We start from the raw sequence: 17,409 nt of genomic DNA on the forward strand, positions 1-17,409 counted from the left end.
ATTTCAGTGATGTAAGAATAGGATGATTTTGTTTAATCAACGTGGAGATAAAGCTTCGGATGGTCGCAAAGAAGCCCGGGGTCGTTTCCGAACGAAAACAGCCGGATATTTTCCGCTTAACGGCAATCATGCGAAGATCACGTTCGGCTTGGTTATTATCAAAGGGAATATTGGCATCTCGAAGATACCCCAAGATACTTTCCTTGTGGTCACGGAATCGTGCCCAAAGATTTGCGGCCTTACTCTTACGCGGTTTTCCCCTGCGCCCTGATTGGAGCAGGGGCTCCTTTTCGAGCTCGACCTTTCCCATCTCTAGAATCATCTCATACCGTCGTTCGTAGTTGCCGATGGCTGTTTCGGTAAGTGGCCTACCTAATTTTCTGGTCTTGCGGGTGATGGACCAGCTTGTATGCAGCAGTGTGAGCATAGCGCTGGCCCATCGATGCCCGTCATATTCCTCAATCCCTTTGCACTCCCGAGATAAATGGGCATTGCATAAGGCATGTTTGAAGGTAAAGTCTTTATCCTGTTTAAAATACGGCCCATAAAAGTCGTGGATCACTGTACCCGTATAGGAAGGCAGTACGTTTAGCGACTTCATCCCCGCGGTTCCGCGGCTAGAATGGACACCAAGCAAGGTCCAGTTCTTCGTACTGTTCACATGAACCCAGTGTCCCTCTTTGTCTACATGCACGCCCGTTTCATCGGCATGGATTACGGGACTGGCAAGGAGATTATGACGAATGACCTCTTCGTAGGGAAGTAAGCTTTCAGCCATTTTACGGATACTTGAAAGAAGTGTTGCCTGACTTGGCCGACACCCCGTCAACACATGAAGAAGATCGGTTGTGCGAGCAAGCGGGAGCATTTGGTGCGTATGCAAATAAGCGGCTACAGCAGTGAACCGCTCACCGTATTGGGCACGTGCATGGACGCCTTTAGGGAAGATGCCTTTCTGCAAGGTGTGGCAACATGGGCACTTTTTCTTCTCGGCTCGGTGCTCCGTCACCTCCATGACAGGAACAGGGATGTCAAAAACCTGTCGACGCTCATACCCTAGACATGCGACGTCCTCAAGTGAGACCGCACAGTTCTCACAGACTAAAACCGGATGAATAATGGTTGTAGTGGGATCGTCTATGCAAGAAAGGGTATGCCCTTTATGGCCGACAGGTCCTCCCTTTTTTCCGCCGGACTTCCGGTGATTCTTAGGTTCACGCTTCAGGTCACTAGACGGCGGCCAGTTGCTGTTTTGCGAGTTTTGGCCAAGTTGCCGCTTAAGCTCCTTATTTTCGTTTTCGAGGTGCTCAACCTTGGCAACCAGAGACAGGATGAGTGACTTAATGGATGCCAAGTCACTGAGCATAATCCGATCAATTTCTTCTATATTCATGATGCCTCTCACCTCGTTCACTCTAAAGTATTGGTTACTATCTATTAAACCAAATTTTAGAATTTGAATAAGGTGCTGAGTAGTAACCGAAAATGCAGGCTTTTTCGATCAAATCGTCTGAAAACAATGAAAGCCTGCGATTATGCAGGCTTTTTTGATTTTTTCATCCTGAAATCGCAAAAAGTTCTCTAAAAACTGCATAATCGCAGGCTTTTTGCGTTTTTTCCAGTTCCCAAGACCAAAAGGATGCATAATCGCAGGAATTATGCCAATTGCGAAATATACGGACCAAAGGTAATCGAGTCGAGGTGTCCCAAGAACTCTGCCTCGCAGCTTACCCCAAATAAGTCAAGAGAAAGGGGCTTTCCCTTGCCCAAGAGTACTTCGAGACAGCCTCTATTAATTCTGGAAAATACAATTACAGTCTATCGCTATATTGACAATTATCCAATTATACCCTTCACATAACAGACACAGGGACATAAGAATTAGCGCCATTATCATTGATAATCATTATCATCAAGTGTATGATAATGATTATCAATCGCAAAGAGGTGTTCACATGTCATTCGTAAAAGTAAAAGATCGTGGAGAGGTTTTAACTTTACAGTTCTCCGAACTTCGTAATTATCATGGAAAATTAGCTTTGATGGCTATCGGTGTTGGTTTTCGTGCAGTTCAGGCGGCATTAGCCGAATTATATGGAGATGAAGCTCCGGAACGAAGCACTTTATCAGTCATTTCAGGTCATGCTGGCCCTGGTTTTCGTGATGCATTCGAATATACGACTCGGGCAGTGTCACGAGGAGCTTACACGGTGGATGTTCATTATCCTGTAGCCCAATATGATCCGCACCGTCCTCAATCTTATGCCTATGTTATTTCGGATTCACAAGGGGCGTCAGTGGAGATTGCTTTGAAAGCAGATTTCTTGCCTGCTGTGTTTTATGATTATTTGAAAAAAGGTCGAGAAGGAACGATGACGGCAGAAGATACAGCGGCAAATGAACAACTCAAAGCTGCTTTGTGTGAGAAGGCATTGTCACTTCCGCAATCTGAGCTATTGGAGGTTAAAAGACTTTCATGAGCAGGATTGCCGCAGCTGACTTCCTATTGTTGGATTCAGGAGCTATTTTTAGCGAGCAAACTGTTCCTGATGGCCAAAGTGATCCCAATATGAAGGTGCTTGATCAATATGACTTTGCTTCGTATGATTTGCTCGAAGCAGGGCATAAGTTTCTAATTATGGATGAGTTTATTGACCAGGAATTAATGTTCGATCAGAAAGATCGCATTAAGGCATTTTTGGATCAAGGCAATATCTTGTTTTTTGGCGGACAATTGTTTCGTCATTGGATTCCGGGCGCATCGTTATTTATGCCAAAAACGATTCATAGTTATCTCGATTATCAAGTTACCGTGCTTGATCATCCGATTTTTGATGGCGTGCTGTCAGATGATATTACGTTCAACAAAGGGGTAGCCGGTTTCTTCAGCCGTGGACATCACCCGCTTCCAGAAGGTGCTGAAGTGCTGCTGAGGCTGGCAGGGGAAGAACCCATTACTTATATCGATCGTCAAAGCAGCCAAGGCACGATTGTTGTGCATGCTGGGCGCAATTTACTGAATTATCGTCATTCATCAAATAGTGCAGGACGGATCGGAGCGCAGTTTCATAGATTTCTTTATGAAGAATATCAATCGCTGCAGCGTAGGAGGGCACAAGTATGAGAAAGATAGCGGTTCTTTATTCAGGCAGCTCCCATCAGCACCGTTCTTTTACAGAACCCAAATACAAACCTTATATTGCTGAATTGCTGTATTTGCCAAAGCTTGCACAAACGGATTTGAATCAGTTTGATGTGCTAATCGTCCCTTCGCAAATACACCAAGAGCAGGTTACACGCCATATGGAGCAAATTCATGCTTTTCTGAACAGTGGGAAAACGGTCGTTGCTTTAGGCGCTCAGCATCATAGTTGGTTTCCGAATCATCGCTGGGAATCTCGTCCTACTAATTTCTGGTGGTGGCTTGAACCTGGCGCCCAAAGCGGGTTAGTACTGACAATGCCCGAACATGATTTATTCCGGTACATAACGCTTGAAGACGCAACATGGCATTATCATGGCGTATTTTTTCCTGAGCATGAAGCCCAATCGCTTATTGAGATTAAGAACGACGGTTCAATTCTGTATGTAGACAAGCAAAGCACGCAGGGGACACTTATTTTAACGACGCTTGATCCTGAATATCATTATGGTTCTTATTTTATGCCGGCTACTGAACGATTCTTGGACGGGTTTCTGCCATGGCTGGCAAATGGGCGGATATAGCGTGCAAATTCATCTAATATTGAGAATGATTTTCATAAGGGGAGACAAGAAGAAATGTTTAAGAAGACATATAAGCCATTCGCTTTATTAACGTTGAGTTTTACTTTACTGCTTGCAGGATGTAGTGGGGGAAATAACGCTAACAGCACGAATGAGTCCCAGCCTAAAAGCACACAAACTGCGGCTTCTGTGGCAACTACGGTTCCAACCGTAGATATGTTGAAAATTGCCGGCAGCAATAACGGTTATCCATCTCCATTTGCTTTTAGCTCGTCGGGTCCTTTTGGGTATTTGAGAAATTCGTTTATTTTTGACACGTTGACTTGGAAAGACGATAAAGGTGTCATTCCGTGGCTTGCTAAATCCTGGGAAACAAGCAAAGACGGACTGACGTATACGTTTAAGCTCGAAGAGAATGTAAAGTGGCACGACGGTCAGGCCTTTACGGCGGACGATGTTGTATTCAGCTACAATTATTACAAAACGTATCCATATAACTGGAATGGGGACATCAGTCAAATTAAAAGTGTTGAGAAAGTGAACGATTTGACCGTAGCGTTTCATCTGAATAATGCCTATGAGCCATTCCTTAGTGATTTGGTGGGGATTGTACCGATCATTCCTAAGCATGTATGGGAAAAAGTCACCAAACCTGTAGAGTTCCGCGATGCTGCTGCTTTAGTCGGAACAGGTCCTTATAAGCTGAAAAAGTATGATTCGGCTTCTGGACAATATTTATATGAAGCTAACGACAACTTCTTTAAAGGCCAAGTGCTGGTCAAAGAAATTGCCTATATGTCAGCGGCGAATAAGCTGCTTGCTTTGCAAAACGGCGAAATCGATCAAGCGTATACGACAAGTTATGCTGACGTACAATCGGCTGAAAAAGCAGGCCTTAAAACGATTAAAAGCGATCCAACAGGTAGTGTTGTACGTATTTCCTTCAATATGGATCATCCCAAATTAGGGGATAAAAAGTTGCGTCAAGCCATTGCGTATGCGTTGAATCGTGAAGAGATTTCAGCGAAAGTAACAGGTGGCACACCAATGGTCGGCAATGCCGGGGTGGTACCTACGAATTCGCCTTGGTATAACAAGAACGTGAAGCAATACGCTTATGACCCTGCTCAAGCGGAAAAAATATTGGATGAGCTTGGCTATAAGAAAAATGCGAATGGTGTTCGCGAAGATTTAAAATTAAACCTGATGACATCCTCGGCCATGCCGGATGCAACCATGATGAAGGAAATGCTCAAAAAGGTGGGCATCGAATTAAATCTGGTACAACTCGATTCGGCTGCTTTCACGGTTGCCTTAGGTGAGAATAAATATGATATTGCCTTGACCGGTCACATTGGAGCAAGCGGCGATCCCGATTATTTGCGATTGTGGTTCTCCGGAAAAGCGGCAAATACGTACTCCTCACGAGGCAAGAGCCTAAAGTTGGACGAGTTCCATAAGCTTGCTGATAAACAAATGCAAGAAGTTAATGATGCGAAACGTCATGAAATCGTAAACCAGATGCAAGATATTCTTGCTGAAGAGCTGCCTACGCTGGTGCTGTATCACCGCCCATTTTATGAAATTCATAAAGCTGCAACGTTTGATCGCTGGAAGAACACATACGGTGGGATAGCGGATGGTATGCCGCTATGGGAAAACAAGGTGTTCCTAGTCAATGTTAAAAAATAATAAATACGTATCCTACCTGCTCGTGCTGGTATTCGTATTGCTGCTCAACTTCTGGCTTCCTCGGCTTTTGCCGGGGGGGCCCGTTGAATATATTACGGGTGGCGGCGAAGAGGGCGTTGTATTTCTAACCGAAGCACAGAAGGTGGCAATGCTGGAGTACTATCATTTGGATCAATCTGTGGGCGTACAATTTATAGAATATTTAAAAGGAATTTTTACCTTTGATTTCGGTTTGTCGATTAATTATAAAGCACCTGTCTACTCGATAATTATCGAACGTTTGCCATGGACGATATGTATTGTTGGAATCTCAAGCATTTTATCAATTATCATAGGTTTGCTTGCAGGGCTATACTCAGCGTGGCGATATCCAGGTAAAACGGACCGCAGCTTGTTTCTGTCCATGCTTAGCTTGAGTACGATTCCTGAGTTTCTAATCGGGATGATCCTTTTAATTTCCATGTCAGTAAAGCTGAAATGGTTTCCGCTGAGCGGTGCTCAAACAGCATTTCTACGCTCTGATTTATGGATCGATCATGCGCTAGACATCGCTCGCCATGCCGTACTTCCAGCTCTTACGCTTACAATAGGAAGTCTTGCAGGGATCTATTTGCTAATGCGTAATGAAGCAATCCGTGTACGCAATGAACCGTATATTGAATTTGCATCAGCAAAAGGGATTGGCTCACGCGGAATCATCTTCCAGCATATTGCCCGCAACGCTGCATTACCGCTTGTAACGATGATTATTATTCGCATGGGAGCGCTGATGGCCGGTTCCATTCTTGTAGAAACGGTGTTTGCTTATCCAGGTGTGGGCAAGCTGCTTCAAGAGGCGATTCTTGCTCGGGATTATCCGTTATTGCACGGTCTATTTCTCATGATGACCTTGTTTGTGCTTTTTCTTAATTTGATTGCCGATATCCTTTATCCGTATCTGGATCCACGGATTCGGACCGCAGTGAAGAGAGGTGAGCTGGGATGAAGCTAACTTGGTCTCAGCGTGTTGGTATTTTGTTATTCGGTATGTACATATTGGTTGCCATATTTGGGCCTATGGTCAGCATGACATCACCTTATACGATAGATGGAGACCGCTTAATGCCCCCTTCCAAACTATATTGGCTGGGTACGAACGCCATTGGACAGGACATTTATAGTCAGCTTGTATATGGGGCCAGAACGAATCTTTATATTGGGATTATGGTTGCCTTCATCAGTACGATTTTGAGTGCGAACTTGGGTTTGCTTGCGGGCTATTCCAAAAGATTGGATCCGCTGTTGAATGGTTTCGCCAATATGCTGTTAGTTCTTCCTTCTTTGCTGCTTATCCTAATTGTTGCTTCTTTTACAGGAGGCAGCACGTGGCAGCTGATAGTAACGCTTGGTTTGCTAACTTGGCCTGGTTATATGAAGCTGATTCGAGCATCTGTGCTTTCGCTGAAGGAAAGAGAGTTTGTCAGAGCAGCCCAGCTGTATAACGGGAAAACAAGGTATATCTTGCTTCGCCATCTGCTGCCCTTTATTTGGCCGCTTGTGCGGACAAAGTTTATTCTTTCTTTTCGCACGGCAGTTGCGATGGAAGCAAGCTTGTCATTTCTGGGCGTGGGTAATCCAAGTACCGTATCATGGGGGAAAATGCTTCAGGATGCGTTCTCGCGAACACAAACATTTATGTCGGATGCATGGCAGTGGATGATCGTTCCTCCCGCAGTTGCCATACTTTTCGTCACCATTGCACTAGCGCTGATTGGAGAGAGCAAGGTTACAGGAAATCTGTTTGCAGCTAAGCTGAATCGTAGAGAGAGCCGTGTTGTAGAGTTGAAAGACAAGGAACAGCTAACAGATGCTGCCGATGAACAACCACCTGCTATTGTCGTACGAGATTTAAAGGTCATGTATGGTGATAAACATATTGTTTATCCCATTTCATTTGAGGTGAAGCAGGGAAGCATAACATCCCTGGTTGGTGAATCAGGTTCAGGTAAAACGACAATGGCACGCACCATCTATGGTCTTGTGCCGCATGATTCGGTGCAAGGCACCGTGATGATTGGCGGTCAACCTATTTATAGGGATGGAGAGCTGTGTACGATGCAGCGATGGATTGATGCCGCCTATATTTTTCAGGATCCAAGGAACAGCTTTAATCCAATTATGACGATCGGCAGGCAGTTTTATGAAACGATGAAGCTGCAAACAAACATGGAAGAGAAACATGCGGCTGCAATTGCCGCACTGGCAGAGGTACAGCTTAAAGCCGAAGTCATGTCTTTATATCCTCATCAACTAAGCGGAGGAATGCTCAGCAGAGCCTTAATAGCACTCGCACTTGTGAATAAACCCAAGGTGCTGATTGCCGATGAACCTACTGGGGCATTAGATCCGATTGTGAAAAGAGAAGTGTTCGATTTGCTAGTCAAAAAAGTGAAAGAGCATCGAATGACGCTTCTCTTAATCACACACGATATTCCTGCAGCGCTGCATATTTCTGATAGCATTATCGTGCTTCAGGATGGCGCGCAAGTGGAGGGCGAACCGAAGCAGCTGTATTTAAGAAAAGGCAAGCAGCTTTACCATCATTTTGTATAATGAGAAGCTAAGCTGGGAGTGAACGCGTTGTTACGTGTAGAAAAGGTGTCCAAGCATTATGCAAATAGCGTAAAAGGGCAAATAACTAAAGCTGTAGATGACGTATCTCTAACGTTGCGGCAAAATGAAATATTTGCGCTAATCGGTGAGAGCGGTTCAGGAAAATCAACATTAGCCGAGTTGATCGTAGGTTTGCAGCAGCCAACAAGCGGCTCAATTACGTGGGCAGAACACCTTCAAGTACCAATAACGGATAGGCCAGCTTCGTTCATTCAGCTTGTTTTCCAGAACCCTGACCGTTCAATGAATCCTTATTGGCGAGTGAAAGACATTATTTCAGAGCCGCTTCGCTTAAGTAAATATCCTAAGAAAAAAGCGTATAGTAAAGCGGAGGAGCTGCTGGAAAAGGTGATGCTGTCCGCCGATTTCATGGATCGTTATCCTGCGGAATGCTCGGGTGGACAGAAGCAGAGGATTGCGGTGGCCAGAGCGTTATCCATGTCGCCGTCCTTGCTCGTTGCCGATGAAATTACGTCGGCCCTCGATCCGACGATAGAGAATGAGATGCTTCAGCTCCTGTTATCCTTAAAACGGTCTGAGGGAATGTCCATTCTGTATATCACACATCGACTGGATACGATCTCAGGATTTGCTGATCATGTTGCCGTAATGAAAAATGGAGTTATCCAAGAGGCGGGCGACACGAAAACAATGCTTTCTGACCCGAAATCGGATTATACGAAAGCCTTGTTAAGATCGCTCTATTATACATAGTTCGATTTGACCAGAGACCCGTTTGTCATCATGCAAATGGGTTTTTGTTTTGTAGATTAGGAGACAGAAATACACGGATCTAGACGAAATCAGATAATAATGTCATGATTGATCTAGAAGAATCATAAAACAATTTGTTCCATAATGGCACATAGGGAGGACATATCGATGACAATAACGAGAATGAACTGGGAGACAGGAACATGGTTGAATTCACCTCTTTCTGCCAAGATAGAAGGAAGTTTCCTTAAGGTTTCTCCTGAAATAGGAAAAGACTTCTGGAAAAAGACATTATATGGTTTCGAGCACGAGGACGGGCCCGCTTTACTAACAGATTGGAATAACAACACAGCGGTAGAGGTATCGTTTCAACTCGGCTCATTTACAGAACTTTATGATCAGGCAGGCATTCTGCTGTACCATAGTTCCGGGCAATGGATTAAAACGGGGATTGAAATCAATGACGGCATTCCACAACTTTCTGTAGTTGTAACCGATGGCTATTCTGACTGGTCACTCGCGCCTGTACCGGATTGGGCAGGCGAAGAAGTCACACTGCGCGCTTCGATTATGAAGGATGCTGTGATAATTAGGGCACGGACAGAACACCACGGATGGCGCACGGTTCGGGTAGCACGTTTCCCTTACGTAAGCGGGAATCAGGCAGGTCCTTATACTTGCTCGCCAACGCGCGCAGGATTTGAGGTTATCTTCACTCGCTGGAGCTTCACAGAACCAGACCAAGATCTTCATGTCGATCCTCCCATAGAAAAGTGAAGGACGAATGATGATTATGAAGCATCTGAAAATTAAGCATAAGCTTTTTATCTTTATTCTGGCAGGTGTACTTGCCTCAAGCGGGCTGGCCTGGGTATTTGTGAAGCAGTCGCATAAGCTGTATGAGCAAATTATTTATCGGGAGGCTTCCGACAAATTTTATTTGTATTCCGAGCGGATGGAGGAGAAATTGAGGGAAATCGACAAACTGTCGCTAACCATTTTCTCCGATCCGGAAGTGCAAGCAGATCTGGAGACGATGAAGACGTTACCGTCGTCTTACGAGGTCTTTGATGCCGCCAATAAGCTGAAGCGAAAGCTGCTGACTTACCATCAATCGGATTTCTCTGTCTCGTCGATCACAATTCTCGATTCAAGCGGCAACCTTCTTAGCGCTGGGGTGAACGCTGCCAGCATTAACGAAGGCAACAAGGAGCGTTATCGCCGCATTGCCAATGAACGAATCGGGGCTAGTGTCTGGGTCGGCGGGGAAGAGCGGGAGGAAACGTTTTACAGCGTGAGAGACATTCGCGAAATTGCTGATTTGAGTCTGGAGCGGCTCGGCACACTGATGATCGGTGTCGAAGCGCCCAAGGTGGTGTACGCCTCAAGCAAGAAACATGGGGATTACGATTCCGAGTTGATGATTGCATCCGGGGATCGCCTGTTGTTCACAAGCAATCGCGACTTGCCTCTGCCAGTTGTACACAAAGGTGACTCCAACGTCGTTACACTAAATGGAAAAAGCTATCTGGCGGCGCAATTTACACTTGCGTATACCGGGTGGACCTTTGTTAATTTTATTTCCTATGAATCTGTCTTCAGTCACGTGAACACGATGAAAAACGTACTGCTCAGCTTATATGTGCTGCTGGCTGTCGCTCTGTTCTGGGTTGGCATGCGCTTTTCGCTAAGTATGACCCGACCGCTTGAGGCGCTAACCCAGCGCATTTCTTTGGTGGAGAAGGGGAATTTTGAAATTGGCGAACCCATATACCCAGTATACAGGGATGAATTTAATATTTTGAATCGTAATTTTGATAAAATGACGGCAAGGCTTGACGCACTAATTAAAGAGAACTATGTGAAACAAATTCAACTCAAGGAAGCGGAGTATGAAGCCTTAAAGGCCAAGGTGAATCCGCATTTTCTATACAATACACTCGATTCGATTCACTGGATGGCCAAAGGCTACGGGCACAGTGATCTGGCACGTATGGTCAAGGCGCTTGGCGATATGCTGCGCAGTACAATCAGGCAGAAGGAATTCGTGACCTTGCGCGAGGAGCTGGCACAACTCCAGAATTATATCACGATTCAGCAGTTTCGCTTTGAAGAACGGCTGATTTATGCTGCGGACATACCGGAAGAGCTTCTTAATCTTCATCTGCCTTGGTTGATTTTGCAGCCAGTAGTGGAGAATTGCATGAAATATGGCGTTGATGCACAAACAGGGCAATGCGAGATATCCTTGAAAGCGGAGACGATAGCTGACCGTTTGGTAATCCTTGTACAGGACAAAGGACCAGGTATTCCTGCAACACTTGAGCAAGATGAATCGTCGATTGATTCACTATCGGGCAGCACAGGAATAGGATTATCCAATATCCACGATCGGATTCAATTATGGTTTGGCGATGCTTACGGAATCCGGATTGAGCAAGGAGCTCAACAGGGAGCGGTCATCCGTATCGAAGTGCCGCTATTGCTGAATCCGCCGGGAACGAAAGCCGAGGGAAGAAGGAGAAGCAGCCATGCACATCTATAATATTTTACTGGTCGACGACGAAAGGATCATTCGTGAGGCTATTGCCAGAACGGTTGATTGGGAAGGGCTTGGACTAGCGTTGATTGGAACAGCGGCAGATGGGCTTCAGGCATGGGAACAAATCGAAGCGCTGCGCCCGGACATTATTCTAACCGATATCAAAATGCCGCGAATGAGCGGTCTGGAACTTATTCGCCGGACAAAAGAACAATGGCCTGAAACGCGTTTCGCGGTGTTGTCCGGTTACGACGAATTCGATCTCGCCGTTGGGGCTATGAATCACGGCGTCAAACATTATTTGCTCAAGCCCTGCGATGAGCAGGAGATTGAAGGAGCGCTGCGTGAGATTATCCGCGAGCTCGACGAGCTGCGCCGCCGCAACGAATTGCTCGCAGCAGCTCGCCAGGCCAGCGACGGCTGGCTAACGGAGCGCGAGCCGCTGCTAGCGCTGCTGCTGGAGGAGCCCTTGGCGCCGAATAAGGCAGAGCTTCTGCGGCCTGTCAGGCAGCTTGAGTCGAAGCTGCGGCTTATCTTCGTGCAGTGGGAGACGGCCACGGCTTGCCAAGAACTGCGCGTCCGCGAAGTCGCCGCCGCGCAGAGCGGGGCGGGCCGTCCGCTCGGACAAAGCGCCGTAGCCGGGAACCGGCTGCTTGCTTCCGTCGCGGACGCGGGTCTTGCGCCGTCAGTGGCCGCCGCGGAGCGGCTGCGCGATGAGCTGCTGAGCCGCTGCCCAGGCCTGCGGCTCACGCTGGCGGTCAGCGATGCGGGACCGCCGGATGCGCTCGCGCGCTTATATAAGGACGCGCTGGCGTATGCCGCGCGCGCCTTCTATCTCGGAGCGGGCCGCATCGCGACAAGCGAGCTGGCGGAGCCGGCGCTCGCCGCTGCCGCTGCGCCCGAGGCGGCTCGCGGCGAGTTGATCGCCGCCGCCCTCCGCACCGGCGACATCGAGGGAGCGCGGTACGAATTAGCCGCGTTCTTCAGGGCGCTCGCCGCCGCTCGCTGCGACCGACCCACCTCGCTAAGCCTGATCTTGCAGTTGATGACGGCGATGCTCAAAGAAACGCCTCCGGAGGAACTGCTGCGCAAGACAGCCCAGCTGCTTAGTCTGCCGACGCTCGGTGACATCGAATCGTATATCGCTGCGGAGTTGGAAAGCGAGGGACGGCGATTCGAGGCATCCACCATGCATAAAGGTACAGCGGTGGTCCTGCGGATGAAACGGTTGATCGCTTATTATTTGACGCATGAAGAATTATCGCTGCAATGGCTCGGCCAGCACCATCTGTTCATGAACGCGGAATATTTGGGACGCTTGTTTCGCAAAGAGACGAACGAAAAGTTCTCGCTGTATTTGACGCGCTTGCGCATCGAACGGGCGAAGGAATTAATTGCTATAGAGACCGAAAGCAAAATATATGAGATCGCTGAACGCTCCGGTTTTGGCGGAGATCAGCAATATTTTGGCAATGTGTTCAAGAAGTATACCGGTTATTCGCCACTCGAATACAGGAAAAGCCTTGCCGGACAACAGCGCTGAGGGCCTGCGGGCTCTCTCGGATTTTCACAAAAAACGTATCGGTTTTTTCTATGTCGGTTTGGATGAATCCGGTATATACTCGATTTAATTCCTAGTATTCACATGTGTTTATAAGTGGAGGGCAGTAAGAGATGACTAAGAACGTTGGGTTTGACTTGTTTATTCGTAACGAGCGAGAGGCTGAGATTGCTGAACGCTCGGACCGCTTGGCTGCTCGCTTCGCTGAGCGTTCCGCACAACATGATACAGAGGGAAGCTTCCCGTTCGACAATTTCGCTGATCTTCGTGAAGCCGGTTACTTGCTGTTGACGGTGCCGCGCGCTTACGGGGGAGAAGAAGCGTCGCTGTACGAAATGGTGCTTGCCCAAGAACGTCTTGCACGAGGCGATGGCTCTACGGCACTTGCTGTGGGCTGGCATGTTGGCCTGCTGCATCAGCTGCGCTATACGAATGCTTGGCCGGCTTCGTTGTACGAACGATTCTGCCAGGAATCAGTGGAAACGGGGGCGCTCGTTAATCATTTGGCATCTGAGCGGGCAACCGGCAGCCCAAGTCGGGGAGGAAGACCGGAAACGAAGGCTGTTGCTGCAGAGGGGGGCTGGCTGCTGAGCGGACGCAAAACCTACAGCACGCTGAGTCCGATCCTCACTTGCTTTACCGTTTCGGCGGCGATTGAAGGCACAGAGGAGACTGGGGAGTTTTTCGTTCGTGTCGGAACTGGAGTTCGTGTGGAAGAAACGTGGAATACCCTTGGCATGCGAGCGACGGGGAGCCATGACGTAGTGCTTGAGAATGTGTTCGTACCGGATGACCAGGTGGTTCATCTCTCAGGGGCACCTCGCCAGGAACGAACACCTGACGACGGGGGTTGGCTATTGCATATTCCCGCTTGTTACATCGGGATTGCGTATGCGGCCAGGAGCTTTGCAATTCAATTTGCGTCGCAGTATCGACCGAACAGCTTGACCACGCCGATCGCTGAACTGCCGAATATTCGTCGACAAATTGGAGAAATGGACATCGCGCTTGCAACGGCGCGTACGGTGCTCTACTCGGTAGCTGACCGATGGGATCGAGAGCCGGAGCGGCGCGCGGCGCTGAAGCCAGAGCTGGGGCTCGCTAAGCATGTGGCCACGAATCATGCAATCTCGATTGTGGATACGGCGATGCGCATTGTCGGTGCTGCGAGCTTGTCGAGGAGCCTGCCGCTAGAGCGGATGTACCGCGACGTACGCGCAGGTCTGCACAATCCACCGATGGATGACGTAGTGGTCAACGGATTCGCGCAAAGAGCTTTGGATGAAGTCAAACAGATCATGAAATAGAAAAAGGGGATGGGAAATCACAATGGCGAAAACGAAAATAACAGGTTTAACAGTAGCTTTGAGCGCTGTCATGGCATTGGCAGGGTGCTCTAGCGGTACTTCCAGTACACCGGTTGAAACAAGCGCGGCCACGGCTTCGGCCACAACAGCTCCTGTATCCAAAGATCCAGTTACACTGCGGATGACTTACTGGGCTGGCTCGCAGTTGACTGTAGACAGGAATAATGCTGTCGTGCAGTTGTTTCAGAAAGCCTATCCGAACATTAAGGTAGAGGCCGAATATTACGCTGGCGACGCCTACTGGGATAAAATGAGCGTGCTTGCCGCTTCGAGCAATTTGCCGGATGTCATTCGGATGGATTACTCCAAAATCACCAATTTCGTAGGCAAAAATTTGCTTCTTCCACTTGATGATTATATGAAGGACAAAACGATTAATCTCGAAGGCGTCAATCCGATTCATAATGCCGGCGGCCGCTTCAATGACAAGCAATACGGCATCAACATCGGCAACAATGCACTGGTCATGTTCTATAATCCGGAGCTGCTTGAGAAAGCCGGTGTCAAAGCGCCAGCAGACAATTATACATGGGAGCAGTATGAGAAGGATTTGCGAACGATCAAAGATAAGCTCGGCATCTTCGGTGACACCCACCTTGCGCAATCCCATTTCAGCGTCTGGCTTCGCCAGCATGACAAGTCTCTGTTCAACAAAGGGCAGGATGCACTGGGGTATGAGGACGATCAGCTCTTCGTCGACTTCTTTAAACAACAGCTTCGTTGGCAAAAGGATGGTCTCGTGACACCGCTGGGTACTGAGCTTGAAGTGAAAAGCCTGGAGGATGGGCCCTTTACGAAGGGACAAACGGCTTTCGGCGGATTCTCCTACTGGAGCAATCACGTGGATATCATGGAAAAACAGCTGAAAAAGAATGTTGGCCTAGCCATGTATCCTGGAGACGGCAAAGGGATGTACATTAAGCCATCCTTCTTCCATTCGATTGCCAAATCGTCGAAGCATCCGAAGGAAGCTGCACTCTTTATTGATTTCTACACGAACAATATTGAAGCGGCTAAATCACTTAATGCTTACTTTGGCATGCCTTATAACCCTAAAGTCATTCAAGGTATTCAAGATACATTTACTGAAACACAGAAACGTGTAGTTGCTTATTTAACGAATGTAGAGAAGTATGCGTCTGCGATCGATGCACCGGAACCAGCGGCAGGAGCGGAAGTTGCCAAGGTGTACAAAAATATCAGCGATGAGGTCTTATTCGAGAAAATAACGCCGGAAGACGGGGCAAAGCGATTCCGCAAGGAAGCAAGCGCCATTCTGGCCAAAGGGAAATAATAGCTGCGGAACACTGTGCGGGAGGTAGTTGACTTCTTCCCTGCAGTTCGCTGAAGGAAAGAGAGGAACTTGGCATGGCGCAACCAACGCGAGCAAAGAAGCTGCGAGATTATCGCAATGCGGCGGGCTATGCGTTCATTTCGCCTTGGCTCATCGGATTTATACTGTTCTCCGTAATACCGATGATCGTATCGCTTGCGCTCGCATTTACGAAATACGATATTTTATCCTCGCCGGAATGGGTCGGAATCGATAATTTCAAGACGATGTTCACGGGCGATCCGCGCTATTGGAAGTCAGTGACTGCAACGCTCCTTTTTGTATTTATTGCCGTTCCACTGCGGCTCTTGTTCGCACTGGGCGTGGCGATTCTATTGAATACGCGTTTGAAACTGGCGGGCTTGTTTCGCTCTGCTTTCTATTTGCCCACATTAATCGGCGGCAGCGTCGCAGTGGCTGTGATGTGGCGCCAGTTGTTCGGTGCGCAAGGCGCGGTTAATTCACTGCTGACAGCGGTGACAGGACAAACCTTTCAGACCTCATGGATCACGCATCCATCGACGGCTATTTTATCGCTTGTCCTACTTGCCGTATGGCAGTTCGGTTCAGGGATGCTGATCTTTCTTGCTGGCTTGAAACAGGTGCCGAAGGAGCTGTACGAGGCGGTAACTGTAGATGGTGCAGGAGCTTGGCAAAGATTGCGTTGGATCACACTGCCGCTTCTTACACCCGTCATCTTTTTTAATTTAGTTATGGGAATTATTAATGGTTTTAAGGTATTTACCGAAGGCATGCTTGTAACAGGGGGCGGACCTTTCGATAAAACATTATTTTACGCCTTGTATTTGTATGAGAAATCATTCCGCTATTATGAAATGGGCTATGGCTCTGCTATGGCTTGGGTGCTGCTTGCGGTGATTGCCTGTTTTACAGCCGCGCTGTTCGCGACTTCCCGCAATTGGGTGCACTATGAATCGAGGGGGGAATAGGCAGCATGATGACCAAACAACGACAAACCTTGCAAGCGATTCTGCTGCATGCCTTTACCATAGGATTTGCACTGGTTATGATGTATCCACTGCTCTGGATGGTGTCAAGCTCGCTGAAAGATACGAGTGAAATCTTCGTCCATGCGCACCAGTTACTTCCATCCACGCTCAAATTGGATAATTATACGAACGGATTTAAAGGATTTGCCGGAATCTCGTTTGCCGTTTTTTTCAAAAATTCGTTTATCGTGACGATTTTGTCTGTTTTCGGAACGATTATTTCATCGATCTTAACGGCTTACGGCTTTGCGCGCATTCGGTTTCGCGGGGCGGCCATTTGGTTTGCCTGCATGATGACGACGATGATGCTGCCCAGTGAAGTACTGACGATTCCGCAATATATTTTATTCCAGAAGCTAGGTTGGATCAACACATTCAAGCCGTTAATCATACCTTCCTTTTTTGGCGGAGCATTCTTTATTTTCCTGCTGATTCAATTTTTACGAGGAATTCCGAAGGAACTAGATGAGTCGGCCAAAATTGACGGCTGCGGATTATTTGCCATTTTGGCGCGTATTCTTCTTCCGCTGCTCATTTCCCCAATCATCACCGTAGCGATTTTCAAATTTTACTGGACATGGGACGATTTTTTCAGTCCATTGTTGTATCTCAATTCGCCCAAGTTGGCTACCGTCGCCCTTGCGCTCAAAAATTTCTCGGATCCGACGATGCAAACCGATTGGGGCGCTTTATTCGCCATGTCGGTCTTATCGCTTGTACCTGTTGTGCTCGTTTTTGCTGGATTTCAGAAATATCTGGTCGATGGGATCAGCACAACAGGGCTCAAAGGATAAGCAGGTATCAATGACGTA

The 17,409-nt window shown here is 47.7% G+C and carries 15 protein-coding genes; 14 read left to right on the forward strand and 1 reads right to left on the reverse strand.

The window, feature by feature from the left end:
* A partial coding sequence (gene tnpC, locus BC351_RS16505; protein WP_079413845.1) for an IS66 family transposase occupies positions 1 to 1,393 on the reverse strand: 1,393 nt, incomplete at its 3' end.
* Positions 1,394 to 1,955: 562 nt separating this feature from the next.
* On the opposite strand from tnpC, the gene BC351_RS16510 reads away from it, so the two are divergent.
* The 14 genes from BC351_RS16510 (at position 1,956) to BC351_RS16575 (ending at position 17,391) form a co-directional block, all read left to right on the forward strand.
* The gene (locus BC351_RS16510) at positions 1,956 to 2,480 is read left to right on the forward strand and encodes a hypothetical protein (RefSeq protein ID WP_079413846.1); all 525 of its coding nucleotides are present in this window, start codon (positions 1,956 to 1,958) and stop codon (positions 2,478 to 2,480) included.
* Positions 2,477 to 3,124, forward strand: a complete 648-nt coding sequence (locus BC351_RS16515) for a hypothetical protein (protein WP_079413847.1) — start codon at positions 2,477 to 2,479, stop codon at positions 3,122 to 3,124. Before BC351_RS16510 ends, BC351_RS16515 begins: the two co-directional genes overlap by 4 nt.
* Positions 3,121 to 3,726 (forward strand): hypothetical protein, encoded by a 606-nt coding sequence (locus BC351_RS16520; RefSeq protein WP_079413848.1) that lies wholly within the window; start codon positions 3,121 to 3,123, stop codon positions 3,724 to 3,726. The genes BC351_RS16515 and BC351_RS16520 overlap by 4 nt, the downstream gene beginning before the upstream one ends.
* Before the next feature lie 54 nt (positions 3,727 to 3,780).
* On the forward strand, positions 3,781 to 5,418 hold the full coding sequence (locus BC351_RS16525) for an ABC transporter substrate-binding protein (protein ID WP_079413849.1): 1,638 nt from the start codon (positions 3,781 to 3,783) through the stop codon (positions 5,416 to 5,418).
* A complete protein-coding gene (locus BC351_RS16530) occupies positions 5,405 to 6,403 on the forward strand; it encodes an ABC transporter permease (protein ID WP_079413850.1) in 999 nt (332 codons plus the stop codon). The genes BC351_RS16525 and BC351_RS16530 overlap by 14 nt, the downstream gene beginning before the upstream one ends.
* Positions 6,400 to 8,010 (forward strand): ATP-binding cassette domain-containing protein, encoded by a 1,611-nt coding sequence (locus BC351_RS16535; protein ID WP_079413851.1) that lies wholly within the window; start codon positions 6,400 to 6,402, stop codon positions 8,008 to 8,010. Before BC351_RS16530 ends, BC351_RS16535 begins: the two co-directional genes overlap by 4 nt.
* A 27-nt stretch (positions 8,011 to 8,037) precedes the next feature.
* Positions 8,038 to 8,784, forward strand: a complete 747-nt coding sequence (locus BC351_RS16540) for an ABC transporter ATP-binding protein (RefSeq protein ID WP_079413852.1) — start codon at positions 8,038 to 8,040, stop codon at positions 8,782 to 8,784.
* 168 nt (positions 8,785 to 8,952) lie between these two features.
* Entirely contained in the window at positions 8,953 to 9,561 is a 609-nt protein-coding gene (locus BC351_RS16545; RefSeq protein WP_079413853.1) for a DUF1349 domain-containing protein, read from the forward strand.
* 16 nt (positions 9,562 to 9,577) lie between these two features.
* Positions 9,578 to 11,329, forward strand: a complete 1,752-nt coding sequence (locus tag BC351_RS16550) for a sensor histidine kinase (protein WP_158082109.1) — start codon at positions 9,578 to 9,580, stop codon at positions 11,327 to 11,329.
* Positions 11,316 to 12,869, forward strand: a complete 1,554-nt coding sequence (locus tag BC351_RS16555) for a response regulator transcription factor (RefSeq protein ID WP_079413855.1) — start codon at positions 11,316 to 11,318, stop codon at positions 12,867 to 12,869. Before BC351_RS16550 ends, BC351_RS16555 begins: the two co-directional genes overlap by 14 nt.
* 131 nt (positions 12,870 to 13,000) lie before the next feature.
* The gene (locus BC351_RS16560; protein WP_079413856.1) at positions 13,001 to 14,194 is read left to right on the forward strand and encodes an acyl-CoA dehydrogenase family protein; all 1,194 of its coding nucleotides are present in this window, start codon (positions 13,001 to 13,003) and stop codon (positions 14,192 to 14,194) included.
* 22 nt (positions 14,195 to 14,216) lie between these two features.
* On the forward strand, positions 14,217 to 15,548 hold the full coding sequence (locus BC351_RS16565; protein ID WP_079413857.1) for an ABC transporter substrate-binding protein: 1,332 nt from the start codon (positions 14,217 to 14,219) through the stop codon (positions 15,546 to 15,548).
* Between the two features lie 74 nt (positions 15,549 to 15,622).
* A complete protein-coding gene (locus BC351_RS16570; protein WP_079413858.1) occupies positions 15,623 to 16,537 on the forward strand; it encodes a carbohydrate ABC transporter permease in 915 nt (304 codons plus the stop codon).
* Positions 16,538 to 16,542: 5 nt separating this feature from the next.
* Entirely contained in the window at positions 16,543 to 17,391 is an 849-nt protein-coding gene (locus tag BC351_RS16575) for a carbohydrate ABC transporter permease (protein ID WP_341866000.1), read from the forward strand.
* Positions 17,392 to 17,409: the final 18 nt, after the last annotated feature.

Source organism: Paenibacillus ferrarius, assembly GCF_002027705.1.
GTDB lineage: Bacteria > Bacillota > Bacilli > Paenibacillales > NBRC-103111 > Paenibacillus_E > Paenibacillus_E ferrarius.

Bases quoted from the DNA above. Each gene is read 5' to 3' on its own strand.
- BC351_RS16570 (WP_079413858.1), top strand. From the start codon at position 15,623: ATGGCGCAACCAACGCGAGCAAAGAAGCTGCGAGATTATCGCAATGCG.
- BC351_RS16560 (WP_079413856.1), top strand. From the start codon at position 13,001: ATGACTAAGAACGTTGGGTTTGACTTGTTTATTCGTAACGAGCGAGAG.
- BC351_RS16510 (WP_079413846.1), top strand. From the start codon at position 1,956: ATGTCATTCGTAAAAGTAAAAGATCGTGGAGAGGTTTTAACTTTACAG.
- BC351_RS16555 (WP_079413855.1), top strand. From the start codon at position 11,316: ATGCACATCTATAATATTTTACTGGTCGACGACGAAAGGATCATTCGT.
- BC351_RS16575 (WP_341866000.1), top strand. From the start codon at position 16,543: ATGATGACCAAACAACGACAAACCTTGCAAGCGATTCTGCTGCATGCC.
- BC351_RS16525 (WP_079413849.1), top strand. From the start codon at position 3,781: ATGTTTAAGAAGACATATAAGCCATTCGCTTTATTAACGTTGAGTTTT.
- BC351_RS16565 (WP_079413857.1), top strand. From the start codon at position 14,217: ATGGCGAAAACGAAAATAACAGGTTTAACAGTAGCTTTGAGCGCTGTC.
- BC351_RS16515 (WP_079413847.1), top strand. From the start codon at position 2,477: ATGAGCAGGATTGCCGCAGCTGACTTCCTATTGTTGGATTCAGGAGCT.
- BC351_RS16535 (WP_079413851.1), top strand. From the start codon at position 6,400: ATGAAGCTAACTTGGTCTCAGCGTGTTGGTATTTTGTTATTCGGTATG.
- BC351_RS16520 (WP_079413848.1), top strand. From the start codon at position 3,121: ATGAGAAAGATAGCGGTTCTTTATTCAGGCAGCTCCCATCAGCACCGT.
- BC351_RS16545 (WP_079413853.1), top strand. From the start codon at position 8,953: ATGACAATAACGAGAATGAACTGGGAGACAGGAACATGGTTGAATTCA.
- BC351_RS16530 (WP_079413850.1), top strand. From the start codon at position 5,405: ATGTTAAAAAATAATAAATACGTATCCTACCTGCTCGTGCTGGTATTC.
- BC351_RS16550 (WP_158082109.1), top strand. From the start codon at position 9,578: ATGAAGCATCTGAAAATTAAGCATAAGCTTTTTATCTTTATTCTGGCA.